We start from the raw sequence: 12,451 nt of genomic DNA, 5'->3' as shown, positions 1-12,451 counted from the left end.
TGGTCCGACCGTAGATCGCCGCCGTCGCCGGCACAAGGACGGGCGGCTCAGCGCAGCGCGGCAGCGACCTCCGCGGCAGCGGCGGCCACGCGGCGGCCCACCCGGTCGACGTCGGCGCCGTCGTCGACGTAGACGACGGCGATCGCGGCGCGCGCCCCGCCGTCGGGGCCGAGGACCGGTGCCGCGACCGACCAGAGGCCCGGGACGACCTCGCCGTGCGAGGCGGCCCAGCCCACGCGCCGCGCCTCGACGAGCGCGGCGCGGTCGTCCGGCGCGGGCGGCTGCGGCACGAGCAGCGCCAGCCCGGGGGCGCCGCGGCCGACGGGGTGCCGGGTGCCGGGCCGGTAGGCCACGTGGGCGGCGGTGTCGTGCGGCTCCACGCTGACCACGGTCACCGCCTCGTCGCCGGCGCGGACGACGAGGAACGCCGTCATGCCCAGCTCGGCGGCCAGCGCGTCCAGCCGGGGGAGCGCCGCGGTCTGCAGGTCGGCGCGCACCCCGCGGGCGAGCGCGGCCATGCCGAGGCCGAGGCGGTAGTGGCCCGCGGCGTCGCGCTCGACGAGCTGGTGGTCCTCCAGCGTGCGCAGCAGGCGGTAGGCGATGGAACGGTGCAGCCCCACGGCCGCGGCGACCTCGGCGACCGGCCGGGGCGAGCCCGCGGTCGCCAGGTGCTCGAGGATGCGCAGCCCGCGGTCGAGCGTCTGGGACTGGGGCGCGCTCGCGCCGTCGTCGGCCGCCATCCCCGGGTGCCTCCTCCGTCGGGTCCGGTCCAGCCTACGGGGGCCGCGCGGGGCCGCGGGGCGGGGGCGGGGGGGGCGGCGGCGGGGGGGGGGCGCGCGGGGGGCGGGGGCGGCGACGGGGACGGTCCCCCGGTGGGGTCAGCCCCGGTCGGGGCGCGGGCGGTAGGGCATCCCGGGGTTGAAGACCTCGAGGGTGTAGGCGTCCAGGCGGCGCAGCCACGTGCGGGTGCGGCCGGTGGACGCGGTGGTCCGGCGGGCGGGGGTCATGGCGTCTCCAGGGGATCTCGAACGGGGACGTCGTCGTCCGGCCAGGCCCCACGGTCCTCGCGGGGCGTTGCCGTGCGGTGTCGCCACGCCCACGGGCGGGTGAACCGGGACCGTGTCGTCGGCCACGTCCGCGAGGCGGGCGCAACTCCGGTGACAGGGCCCCGCCGCGGTGCTGCAATGGGCCGCGCACGGGGGAGGCAACCGAGTACGGAGGTCCCCGGTGGACCCTGCCACCACGGCCGTGCGCCCCGCGGCCGACCGTCGTCGCGAGCTCCTGCCGGCCATGCGGGGGTTGCTGCTCGTCTTCAGCGTGCTCACCGCGCTCGGCTTCGGCGCGCTGTTCGTCCTGTCGAGCCGCACCGCCGAGAGCTTCGCGTGGACCATCCAGCCGCCGGCGACCGCCGCCTTCCTCGGCGCGGGCTACGCCGCCGGCTTCACCCTCGTCGTCCTGTCGCTGCGCGACCCGGTCTGGGCGCACACGCGGGTGCCGGTGCTCACCGTGCTGGTGTTCACCCTGCTCACGCTGGTCGCCACGCTGGTGCACGCCGACCGCATGCACTTCGCGGCCGAGTTCGCCGACGCCCCGGCCCTGGCGCGCGGCGCGGCCTGGTTCTGGACCGCCGTCTACGTGCTCATCCCGGTGGGCATCCTCGTCGTCCTGGCCTTCCAGGAGCGGGCGCCGGGCACCGACCCGCCCCGGCGGTTCCCGGTCCCGGTGGTGCTGCGGGCGGCGCTGGCCGTCGAGTCGGTGGTGCTCCTGGCCGTCGGCGCCGCGATCTCGGTGTCGCCGACGACGTCGGAGACGCTGTGGCCCTGGACGCTGACCCCGCTCACCGCGCGGGTGGTGGGTGCCTGGCTGATCGCGTTCGGCATCGCCACGGCGCTGGCCGCGCTGGCCGGCGACCTGGAGCGGCTGCGCACCGCGACGATCGCCTACACCGTCTTCGGGGCCCTCGAGCTGCTCGTCGTGCTGCTGCACCGGGAGCACGTGGCCTGGGACCGCCCGGCCGCCTGGCTCTACGTCGCCTTCGCCGTCGCGATCGTGCTCACCGGGGCGGCCGGCTGGCGGCTGGCGCCGGTGCCCGACCGCGCCGCGCACGCCGCCCGCCACCGGTCCTGAGCCGGGCACGTCCCCGCGGGGACGTGTCCGGCCCCGCCGGTCAGGACGCCGGCCGCTCGAGCGCCGCGAGCATGGCCGGGGTGTCGAGGTAGGCCTCGAACCGTCGCACCCGCCCGTCGGCGACGGTCCACACGTGCACCTCCGGGACGTCGAAGGTGGCACCGGTCGCCCGCACCGTGCCGCGGGTGCGGCCGACCTGCACCACCCGGCCCGCGCCGTCGGCGAACAGCCGCTCGGTCACCGGGGCGGAGTCCAGGTGCGCGGTGAGCGTGCCGAGGAAGGTCGCCAGTCCCTCGGGACCGCTGTGCGTGCCGCCCCAGGGCAGCGCGGGGGACTGGGTGATGACGCCGTCGGCGGCGAACAGCGCGGCGATGCGGGCGAGGTCGCGGCGCGCGAACGCGGCGTACGCCTCCGCCACGACGTCGGTGTCGGCCTGCGGGTCGGTGGTCGTGGTCTGCACGGCTGGGTCTCCGTCCTCTCGGGTGTCGGTGCAGCGAGCCTGGCCGGGCGCGCCGGGCGTGCGCGTGGACGTCCCTGCCGTCCGGTCGTCGGTTCCTGCTCAGCGGCCGCGGGCCGCGGCCCGCAGCGCCCCGGGGGCGGCGCCGAGCTCCCGGCGGGTGTGCCGGGTGAGGTGGCTCTGGTCGGCGAACCCGCAGCGGACGGCGACCTGGGCGAGCGGGAGGTCGGAGCGGGTGAGCAGCTCGTGGGCGCGCTCCACCCGGCGCCGCACCACGTACCGGTGCGGGCTGGTGCCGGTGGCCGCGCGGAACTGCCGGCTGAAGTGGAACTCGCTCACGTGCGCGCGGGCGGCGAGGTCGGCGACGCCGATCGGCCCGGCCAGGTGTTCCTCGACGTGCCGCAGCACGCGGTCGAGCTGGGCCGGCGACAGCCCGCCGGGGCGCGGCGCGGCCGGGGGCGCGGTGGTGTGGTCGCGGGCCAGCGCCGCGACCAGCGCCTGCGCCAGCGTCCCGAGGGCCAGCCGGCCGACGTCGGTGCGGTCGTCGAGGCCGGCCGACAGCAGCCCCGCGAGGGCGGCGACCGCCGGCGACCGGGCGCCGACCACCGGCAGCGGCTCGGCGGCCCGCCGCACCCCGCCCTCGGCGAGCAGCTCGCCCAGCAGCTCCGGCGTCACCGCGACGACGAGCGCGGCGACCTGCTGCGGCGTCCCGTCCCGGCTGCGGACGGCGAACGGCGCGCCCGCGGGGACCACCGCGACGTCGCCGGGCAGGCCGGGCGTGCGGTGCTCGGTCCCGGCGAGGGTCTCCACCAGCCGGTAGGGGCGGCCGACGTTGACCAGCACCCGGTGCTCGGGAGCCGGCGGGCGGGCGCGCTCGCCGACCGGCCCGCGCACCGACGACACGGTCAGGCCGGGGCGCAGCTGCAGCGGTGCGGTCACCGGGACCTCCTCGCGGCGGGGGTGCCGCCGATCGTGGCGGCTCCGCTCCGCGACGTCGACGGGTCCGTCAGCGGGGACCCGGCACGGCGGGGGAGGAGCGCAGTGCCACGGGCCGGCCGGACCGCTCGGCACACTCGAGCGTGCCGGCCAGCAGCTCCCGGCCCGGGGGCGACAGCGCGGTGACCGAGCGGGCGTCGACGACGTCGACCCGCACCGGCTCGCGGCCGTAGCAGCGCCAGAACGCCTCCGCCGCCGCCGCGTCGACCTCCCCGGCCAGGACCAGCACCCGCCCGCCGGAGGTGTTCAGCAGGCGCACCACGCCCCGGCGGGTGACGGCGGAGGCGGGCACGCCGCCAGTCTGCGCGCCCGGCGTCCCGGGCGCTGTCGCACCGGTCGGCGAGACTGCGCGGGTGGACCGGGTGCTGCTGCGCCGCGACGGCGCGGCGGTGACGGCCACCGCGTGCGCCGAGGACGGCACGCCGGGCGCGGTCACCGTCCTGTCCGCCGGCGAGCTGCCCGGCTGGGTCGCCGCGCGGGAGCGGGCGGCCCCGGTGCGCTGGGTGTGGGACGACACCACCCGCTGGTACCCGGCGCTGCTCGACGCCGGCGTGCGGGTGGAGCGGTGCACCGACCTGCGGCTGTGCGCCGCCGTCCTGCGCGGGTCGCCCTTCGCCGCTCCCGGCCCGGCGGAGGACCCGGGCTGGGCGGCGCTGGAACCGGTGACCGCGGACGACCCGGCGCTGTTCGACCTCGCCGACCCCGCCGACCGGCTCGACCCGGTCGCCGAGCACCGGCGCCAGCAGGCCGCCGTCGCGGCGTCGGCGCACCGGGGCCAGCTCGGGCTGCTGCTGGCCGCGGAGTCCTCCGGGGCGCTGGCGGCCGCGGAGATGACCTGGGCCGGGCTGCCCTGGCGCGCCGACGAGCACGGCCAGCTGCTCACCGCGCTGCTCGGCGACCGGCCACCGCCCGGGATGCGCCCGCCGGTGCTGGAGCGGCTGGCCGGCGAGGTGCGCGCGGTCCTGCGCGCGCCCGACCTCAACCCCGACTCGCCCGCCGCGCTGCTGCGCGCGCTGCAGACCGCCGGGCTGCCGGTCGAGGACACCCGGTCGTGGACGCTGGAGCGGTTGGAGCACCCGGTGGTGCCGCCGCTGCTGGAGTACAAGCGGCTGGCCCGGCTGCTGGCGGCCAACGGCTGGAGCTGGCTGGACGCCTGGGTGCGCGAGGGCCGGTTCCGGCCGGTGTTCCTCCCCGGCGGCGTGGTCACCGGGCGCTGGGCCTCCTCCGGCGGTGGCGCGCTGTCGGTGCCCGTGCAGGTGCGGCCGGCGGCGGTCGCCGACGAGGGGTGGCGGCTGGTCGTCGCCGACGTCGCCCAGCTCGAGCCGCGGGTGCTCGCCGGCATGAGCCGCGACGGCGCGCTGGCCGAGGCGGCGCGGGCGGCCGACCTCTACGCCGGGATGGTCGCCGCCGGGGTGGTGGGCACGCGGGCGGAGGCGAAGGTCGGCGTGCTGGGCGCGCTCTACGGCGGCACCCGCGGCGAGAGCGGGCGGGTGATGCCGCGCCTGGCCCGCCGCTACCCGCGGGCCATCGGCCTGGTCGAGGACGCCGCGCGGGCCGGCGAGCGGGGCGCGGTGGTGCACACCCTGCTCGGCCGCGGCTCCCCGGCCCCCGGCGGCGCGTGGGCGCAGCGGGACGCCGACCTCGGCGAGGCACCCGAGCCCGGCGGCCGCGACACCGACCGCGCCCGCCGCTCCTGGGGCCGGTTCACCCGCAACTTCGTCGTCCAGGGCACCGGCGCGGAGTGGGCGCTGTGCTGGCTCGCCGACCTGCGCAACCGGCTGTGGTCGCTGGGCGAGGACCGGCTCGACCGGCGCCGGCACCTGGTGTTCTTCCTCCACGACGAGGTCGTCGTCCACACCCCGGCGCACCTGGCCGACGCGGTCGGCGAGCAGGTGCGGGCGGCCGCGGGCACGGCCGGGCGGCTGCTGTTCGGCGACTTCCCGGTCGACTTCCCCCTCGACGTCGCCGTCGTCCGGTCCTGGGCCGACGCCGGATGACCTCCCCGCGGCCGGTGCGGGGGCCCACCGTCGTCCCGTGCTCCGCCGAGCCGCCCTGGCGGCCGCGGTCGCGGTCCTCGGGGCGTGAACCTCGTCCACCGGGACCTCCGGGGAGGAGGCCGCGGCGACGGTGGCGTCCGGCCTGGAGCAGCGGATCGCCCGCAGCGAGGCGCTCGTCGACGAGGTGCTGGCCGACGACGAGCCCGGGTGCTCCCTGGCGGTCGGCGTCGACGGGGAGGTGGTGTGGGCGGCCGCCCGGGGCGTCGCCGACGTGCGCACGGGGCGCCCGCTCACCCCGGAGACCAGGTTCGACGTCGCGTCGGTGAGCAAGCAGTTCACCGCCACGGCCCTGCTCCTGCTCGCGCAGGCCGGCGTCCTGACCCTCGGCGACCCGGTGTCCCGGTGGCTGCCGGGCCTGCCCGCCTGGGCGCAGGAGGTGACGCTCGACCAGCTCGTGCACCACACCAGCGGCATCCCCGACTACGTCGCCGACCTCGAGGCCGCCGGGTCCGCGGCCACCGACGTGGCCACGCAGGAGCAGGCGGTGCAGGCGATCGCCGCTCATCCGGAGCTGCCGGAGGCGGACGGCTTCACCTACTCGAACTCGAACCACGTGCTGCCGGCCGAGGTCGTGCGGGCGGCGACCGGGCAGCCGCTCGGGGACTTCCTCCGCATCCGGGTCTTCGAGCCCCTCGGCCTCGCCGTGGAGCTCGATCCCACGGTCGCCGATCCCGACTCGCCCGACGACTCCTCCGCGCGCGGCCACCTCAGGGACTCGGCCACGGCACCGTGGCAGGTCGCCGGCTCGCGGGTCGAGGACCTCGGCCCCGGGTCGGTCGTGACGACGCCGTCAGAGCTGGTGCGCTGGGCCGACGAGTACCGCGCGCCCCGGCTCGGGGGCGAGGCGCTGCTCGCCGCCCGGCTGGCCGACCCGGCGCCGGTCAACGGCACCGTCGACTACGGCGCGGGCATCGGGCTCGCCCGGGGCGGCGCGCTCGAGCACGCTGGCGACTGGGCCGGCTCCCTCAGCACCATGCGGGTCTCGGCCGACCGGCACACGGCGGTGGCGGTCAGTTGCAACGGCGACGAGCCGGGCGTGGCCGACATCGAGCGCATCCGGCGGGTCCTGCCCGGCGTGTGGGCGGTCTGAGTCCACGCCGCCGCGGGGGATGCGGACGGCGCCGATCCGGTGGATGCTGTGACGCGGGTCACAGCGGATTCGCGGACGGGGGCGGTGCGATGAGCGTCCTCCGCCGGGCCGCCACGGCCCGGCGCGCCCTGCGCGCGACGGCCCGCCTCGCGGTCGCCGGCGCGCAGGTGGCCGCCGCCCCGGCCCTGCTCACCACCGGGCTGCTCGTCGGCTCGTCGCGGGCCGCGGTCAAGACCGCCGCCGGGCTGACCTCCCGGGTGGCCGGCCGGCCGGTCGACCTCGCCCAGGCGGCCGCCTCCGGCGTGCGGGCGGTCGGCACGCTGGTGACCGGTGCCGACCCGCTGCCCACCGGCCGGCTGCGCGAGCTGGCCGAGGTCGCCTCGGGCATGTTCGAGCCGGTGGGCGGGCGGCACACGCCGCGCGTCTGGGCCGACCGGGGGCTGGTGCAGGTCGAGGTCCCCGCCCCGCCCCCGGACGCCCCGCCCGACGCCCGCCGCGCGATGCGCCGGCAGCTCGAGCGCCTCGAGGGCGTGCAGTGGGCGACGGTCAACGACGTCCTGGGCCGGGTGCTGGTCGCCGTCGACGAGCGGCGGGTCGACGTGGAGGACGTCGTCGAGAGCGTCCGGGCGGTGCAGACCGCCGGGCGCCGGAGCGGGGTCCTCCACGAGCCGGCCGACCACCCCGCCGACCTCGAGCCGCTGCTGGCCGCGGCGGCCGCCGCGGCGGTGGACGCGCTGGGCGTCGCGGCCGCGCTCACGGGCCGGGCGCTGCCCGTCCCCGCCCTCAGCCGGCACGCCACGCTGGCGGTCACGCTGCTCGACTCGCAGGACTGGTTCACCGACCTCCTCGTCCGGCGGGTCGGCCGGTTCGGCGCCCGGCTGGTCCTCGAGGGGCTCTCGGCGGTGCTGCACTCGGCCACCCAGAGCCCCACGGTGCCCGCGATCAACGCCGTCGCCTCCGCCCAGCAGGTGCTGGAGGTGCGCGCCCGGCGCCAGGTGTGGCAACGGCGCGAGGACGAGCTGTGCCGTCCCGAGCCGGACGCGGCCGACCCCGACCCCGGCCCCGCCGACGCCGGGAAGCGGCCGGTGCCGCTGGCCCCGGGCCTCGTCGGCCGCTACCAGTCCCGGCTGGGGCCGACGACGACCGCCGCCGTGCTCACCGTGCTGGCCCTCACCGGCCGGCCGGGCCGGTCGGCCGACCTGGTCAAGGCGCTCTCGCCGAAGGCCGCGCTGCAGGGCCGGGAGTGCTTCGCCGCCACGCTGGACCTGCTGATGTGCCGCGCCGGCGTCCTGCCGCTGGACGGCATGGCCTACCGCCGCCTCGACCGTGTCGGCGTCGTGGTCGTCGACGGCGGCACGCTGTGCACCGGCCCGCCGGTCGTCCTCGAGGCGACCGCCGAGGCGGAGGGGTGGGACGACGCCGCCGTCTGGACCGCCGCCGCCCGGCTGCTCGCCACCGGCGGGGGCGGGGACGGGGCGGGCCGGCGCGGGACCCGGCTCGGTGACCCGCGGGAGGCCCCGGACGCCCCCGGCGCGTCGCTGCGGACCCTCTACGACGGGCGCCGCCGGGTCGGCTCCGTGCTGGTCGCCCCCGAGCTCGACCCGCACGCCGAGGCGCTGCTGACCACCGCGGCCGCGACCGGGTGCCGCCTGGTGCTCACCCCCCACGCCGGAGCGCGCGAGGTCGCCGGGCTCGCCGACGAGGTGGCCCCGGCGGACGAGTCGCTGCTGCACGTGGTCCGCCGCCTGCAGGCCGACGGGCCCGGCGTGCTGCTCGTCGCCGCCGCCGACACCGCCGCCCTGCTCGCCGCCGACGTCGCCGTGGCCCCCGTCCGGCCCGGCCGGTCGCCCGCCTGGGGCGCGGACCTGGTCACCGGGTCCGGCCTGGCCGACGCCTGCCGGGTGGTGCGGGCGGTGACCGACGCGCGGGCGGTGGCCCGGCGGGCGGTGCAGAGCGCGGTGACCGGCAACGTCCTGGGGAGCCTGCTGGCCGCCGTCGGCTCGGCCCGCGGCGGGCAGAGGCGGGCGACGACGCCGGGCAAGACCGCGACCGTGTGGACCATGCTCGACGGCACGGTGACGGGGGTCCGCGCCGCGCGCCGCCCGCCGCCCGCGCCGTCGGTGCACACGCCGTGGCACGCCCTCGACCCCGACGACGTCCTGCGCCGGCTCGCCGAGCTGCCCCGGGCCGACGACGCGCCGCCCGGGCCGCTGGCGCGGGCGTGGCGGCGGGGGACCGGCGTGGCGGTCGTCCGGGTGCCGGTCCGGTTCGGGCGCACGGTCGCCGCCGAGCTCGCCGACCCGCTCACCCCCGTCCTCGGCGCCGGCGCCGGGGCCACGGCCGTGCTCGGCGAGACCGCGGACGCGTTCCTGGTCGGCGGGGTCACCGTCGGCAACGCCCTGCTCGGGGCCGCCCAGCGGATGCGCGCCGAGACGGCCCTGGAGTCGCTGCTGCTGGAGCAGGACGCCTGCGTGCGGCGGGAGACCGACGGCGGCTCCGAGGAGGTGCCCGCGGGCGCGCTGCGGGTCGGGGACGTGCTCCTCGTGGGCTCCGGCGACGTCGTCACCGCCGACGCGCGGCTGCTCGCCGTCGAGGACCTCGAGGTCGACGAGTCCAGCCTGACCGGTGAGTCGCTGGCGGTGGCCAAGGCCGTGGCCGCGACGCCGGGCGCCGAGGTGGCCGACCGGCGCTGCATGCTCTTCGACGGGACGACCGTGGTCGCCGGCAGCGGCCGCGCCGTCGTCGTCGCCGTCGGGCCGGCCACCCAGGCCGGGCGGGCCGCGCGGGCGGCCGGGGGGACGGCGCCGCCGGCGGGCGTGCAGGCCCGCCTGGCCGAGCTCACCCGGTCGGTGCTCCCGCTGACCCTGGCCGGCGGCGGCGCGGTGACCGCGCTCGGCGTGCTGTGGCGGCGGCCGCTGCGCGAGGCGGTCAGCGCGGGGGTCGCCGTCGCGGTCGCCGCGGTCCCGGAGGGCCTCCCGCTGGTCGCCACGGTGGCGCAGCAGGCCGCGGCCCGGCGGCTGTCCCGGCGCGGCGCCGTGGTCCGCAGCGCCCGCGTCCTCGAGGCCCTGGGGCGGGTGGACACCGTCTGCTTCGACAAGACCGGCACCCTCACCGAGAACCGGCTGCAGGTGGTGCGGCTGCTGCCGCTGGCCGACGGCGGGGACGGCGAGGACGGCCTGCTCCGCCTCGCCGCGGCCGGGGTCGGCACCGGCGACACCGACGCGCACGAGACCGACCGCGCCGTCGTGGCCGCCGCCGACGACCGCGGCGTGGCCTGCGACGGGGAGCCGGAGGCCTCGGTGCCCTTCGCCACCGGGCGCGGCTTCTCCGCCGCGCTGCGCTCGGGCCGGCTGGTGGTCAAGGGCGCGCCCGAGGTCGTGCTCCGGCTGTGCACCGACGCCGGCGACGCCGCCGACCGGGTGCAGGAGCTGGCCTGCGACGGGCTGCGGGTGCTCGCCGTCGCCGACCGGGCGGTCGAGGGGCAGCCGGAGGACCTCGAGGCGGCGGCGACCGGGCTCACCCTGCGCGGCCTGGTGGGGCTGGCCGACACGGTGCGCGACTCGTCGGCGGCGGCGGTCGAGCAGCTGGGCGCGGCGGGCATCCGGGTGCTGGTGGCCACCGGCGACCACCCCGAGACCGCGGCCGCGATCGCGGCGCAGGCCGGCGTGCCCGACGCCGACCGGGTGGTCACCGGCGCGCAGCTGGCCCGGGCCTCGGAGGGGGAGCGGGCCCGCCTGGTGCGGGAGTCGGCGGTGTTCGCCCGGCTCACCCCCGAGCACAAGGTGACGCTGGTGGCCGCGCTGCGCCGCGCCGGGGCAACGCTGGCGATGACCGGCGACGGGGTCAACGACGCCGCCGCGATCCGCCTGGCCGACGTCGGGGTCGGCGTGGCCGGCGCCGAGTCGCCCGCCGCGCGCAGCGCCGCCGACCTGGTGATCACCGACCTGGACCTGACCCGGCTGGTCGACGCGGTCGCCGAGGGGCGGGCGCTGTGGTCCCGCGTCCGCGACGCCGTCGCCATCCTCGTCGGGGGCAACGCCGGCGAGGTCACCTTCACCGTGCTCGGCACCGCGCTGGGCGGGCGCGCGCCGATCGGCACCCGCCAGCTGCTGCTGGTCAACCTGCTCACCGACATGTTCCCGGCACTGGCCGTCGCGGTCGCCCAGCCGCGGGCGGCCGCCGCGGGCGCGGACGACGGGCCGCTGGCCGCCCACCCGCTGGCGCCGGTGCTGCGCGCCGGGCCCTACCGCGGCTTCACCGAGGCGGTGCGGCGCCAGGTCGCCGTCCGCGGCGCGGCCACCGCGGCGGGCGCGGTGGGCGCGTGGGCCACCGGCTGGCCGCTGCTGCTGCGCCGGCGCGCGAGCACCATGGGCCTGGCCGCGCTGATCGCCACCCAGCTGGGCCAGACCGCCTGGGCCGGCCGCCGCAGCCCGCTGGTGCTGGCCACCGCGGCCGGGTCGCTGGCGGTGCTCGCCCTGGTCGTGCAGACCCCGGGGGTCAGCCGGTTCTTCGGCTGCACGCCACTGGACCCGCTGGCCTGGCTGGTCGTCCTCGGGTGGGCCGCCGCCGGCACCGCCGGCGCGGAGGTCGTCCCGGCACTGGCGCGCCGGTGGTCCGGTCAGGCGGGGACGCGGTCGGCCGACCGGGCCGAACGGGTGATGGCCCACCCGACGAGGGCCGCCACCGGGAACATCAGCACGCCGTAGACGGCGGCCGGGACCGCGAGCTCCACGCTGCCGAGCACGCTGATCGCGACGGCGATGGCCAGCGTGCTGTTGTGCACCCCGATCTCGAACGCGCAGGCCACCGCCTGCCGGTGCCCGACGCCGACCGCCCGGGGGACGGCGAACCCGATCAGCAGGCTCAGCAGGCAGAAGGCCAGCGCGACCAGCCCGACCTCGCGCAGGTAGCCGGCCACGTTCTCCCGCTCGGCGACGACGGTGCCGACGATGACCAGGGCGAGCACGATCGCCGAGAGGACGCGCACCGGCTTGTCCATCCGGTCGGCGAAGGCCGGCGACCAGCGCCGCACCAGCATGCCGAGCGCCACCGGCACCAGCACGATCGCGAAGACCTGCACCGTCTTGCCGAACTGCAGGCCGATCTCCCCGGCGCCGGGCGGGTCGAACACCGCGACCGCCAGGTTGGTGACCAGGGGCAGGGTGACCACCGCGAGCAGCGAGTTGACCGCGGTCAGCGACACGTTGAGGGCGACGTCGCCGCGGAACAGGTGGCTGAACAGGTTCGCCGTCGTCCCGCCCGGGGAGGCGGCCAGCAGCACCATGCCCACCGCCAGCACCGGCTCGAGCCCCGCGAGCACCACCAGGCCGAAGCACAGGGCCGGGAGCACGAGCAGCTGCAGCGCCAGCGCGACCACCGCGGCCCGCGGCCGGCGGGTGACGCGGACGAAGTCGTCGACGGTCAGCGACAGGCCCAGGCCGAGCATGACGACGGCCAGGGCCGCGGGCAGGGCGACGGTGGCGAGAGCCGAGTCCACGGGCGACCTCCGGGTGCCTCCGCGGCGCCGGTGCCGCGGCTTCCCGGGGATCCTCGCCGACCGGCTGCCGGACGGCGAGGGCTGTCCCACCTGGGGGTTGAGGACGGCGCCCGGTGGGAACCACAGGGGAGCGGCGCGTGAGACCACCGGCACGCCGCACGAGCCCCCGGACGGGGGCCGCGTGGATCGGGGGACGGAGCCCTGGGGGACACAACCCCTCGGGGGCG

General features: G+C 79.1%; 10 protein-coding genes. 4 read left to right on the top strand and 6 right to left on the bottom strand.

What is annotated here, in order from left to right; all coding sequences use genetic code 11:
• Positions 1-47: 47 nt before the first annotated feature.
• Positions 48-740 (bottom strand): IclR family transcriptional regulator, encoded by a 693-nt coding sequence (locus ACI78U_RS15010; RefSeq protein WP_456876132.1) that lies wholly within the window; start codon positions 738-740, stop codon positions 48-50.
• Between the two features lie 138 nt (positions 741-878).
• Complete coding sequence (locus tag ACI78U_RS15005) at positions 879-1,007, bottom strand: hypothetical protein (RefSeq protein WP_456876131.1); 129 nt, start codon at positions 1,005-1,007, stop codon at positions 879-881.
• A gap of 220 nt (positions 1,008-1,227) precedes the next feature.
• Here ACI78U_RS15005 and ACI78U_RS15000 point away from each other — a divergent pair, with 220 nt between their 5' ends.
• A complete protein-coding gene (locus ACI78U_RS15000) occupies positions 1,228-2,127 on the top strand; it encodes a hypothetical protein (RefSeq protein ID WP_456876130.1) in 900 nt (299 codons plus the stop codon).
• Positions 2,128-2,167: 40 nt separating this feature from the next.
• On the opposite strand, the gene ACI78U_RS14995 is transcribed toward ACI78U_RS15000, so the two are convergent.
• From ACI78U_RS14995 to ACI78U_RS14985, 3 genes are all read right to left on the bottom strand, one after another.
• Positions 2,168-2,587, bottom strand: coding sequence for a nuclear transport factor 2 family protein (locus ACI78U_RS14995; RefSeq protein WP_456876129.1), 420 nt, complete (start codon positions 2,585-2,587; stop codon positions 2,168-2,170).
• A 99-nt stretch (positions 2,588-2,686) separates the two neighbouring features.
• Positions 2,687-3,523 carry a helix-turn-helix domain-containing protein gene (locus ACI78U_RS14990; RefSeq protein WP_456876128.1) on the bottom strand — a complete coding sequence of 279 codons (837 nt, stop codon included), beginning with the start codon at positions 3,521-3,523 and terminating at the stop codon, positions 2,687-2,689.
• A gap of 67 nt (positions 3,524-3,590) precedes the next feature.
• Positions 3,591-3,872 carry a hypothetical protein gene (locus ACI78U_RS14985; RefSeq protein ID WP_456876127.1) on the bottom strand — a complete coding sequence of 94 codons (282 nt, stop codon included), beginning with the start codon at positions 3,870-3,872 and terminating at the stop codon, positions 3,591-3,593.
• A gap of 61 nt (positions 3,873-3,933) precedes the next feature.
• On the opposite strand from ACI78U_RS14985, the gene ACI78U_RS14980 reads away from it, so the two are divergent.
• The 3 genes from ACI78U_RS14980 to ACI78U_RS14970 all read left to right on the top strand — a co-directional run bounded on the left by ACI78U_RS14980 (position 3,934) and on the right by ACI78U_RS14970 (position 11,433).
• Positions 3,934-5,577 (top strand): bifunctional 3'-5' exonuclease/DNA polymerase, encoded by a 1,644-nt coding sequence (locus ACI78U_RS14980; RefSeq protein ID WP_456876126.1) that lies wholly within the window; start codon positions 3,934-3,936, stop codon positions 5,575-5,577.
• Positions 5,578-5,707: 130 nt separating this feature from the next.
• Positions 5,708-6,727: a serine hydrolase domain-containing protein gene (locus tag ACI78U_RS14975; protein ID WP_456876125.1), complete on the top strand. Its 1,020-nt coding sequence runs from the start codon at positions 5,708-5,710 to the stop codon at positions 6,725-6,727.
• Positions 6,728-6,816: 89 nt separating this feature from the next.
• Complete coding sequence (locus ACI78U_RS14970) at positions 6,817-11,433, top strand: HAD-IC family P-type ATPase (protein ID WP_456876124.1); 4,617 nt, start codon at positions 6,817-6,819, stop codon at positions 11,431-11,433.
• Here ACI78U_RS14970 and ACI78U_RS14965 read toward each other — a convergent pair.
• Entirely contained in the window at positions 11,346-12,224 is an 879-nt protein-coding gene (locus ACI78U_RS14965; RefSeq protein WP_456876123.1) for a bile acid:sodium symporter family protein, read from the bottom strand. The two genes, ACI78U_RS14970 and ACI78U_RS14965, sit on opposite strands and share 88 nt — an antisense overlap.
• Positions 12,225-12,451: the final 227 nt, after the last annotated feature.

The organism is Geodermatophilus sp. SYSU D00710 (genome assembly GCF_054050195.1).
The sequence above is the reverse complement of the archived record's forward strand: the minus strand, read 5'-3'. Positions and strand labels throughout refer to the sequence as shown.

What these genes read in the sequence shown, in the direction of transcription:
- ACI78U_RS15005 (WP_456876131.1), bottom strand. Translation starts at nt 1,007, where the DNA reads ATGACCCCCGCCCGCCGGACCACCGCGTCCACCGGCCGCACCCGCACG.
- ACI78U_RS15010 (WP_456876132.1), bottom strand. Translation starts at nt 740, where the DNA reads ATGGCGGCCGACGACGGCGCGAGCGCGCCCCAGTCCCAGACGCTCGAC.
- ACI78U_RS14970 (WP_456876124.1), top strand. Translation starts at nt 6,817, where the DNA reads ATGAGCGTCCTCCGCCGGGCCGCCACGGCCCGGCGCGCCCTGCGCGCG.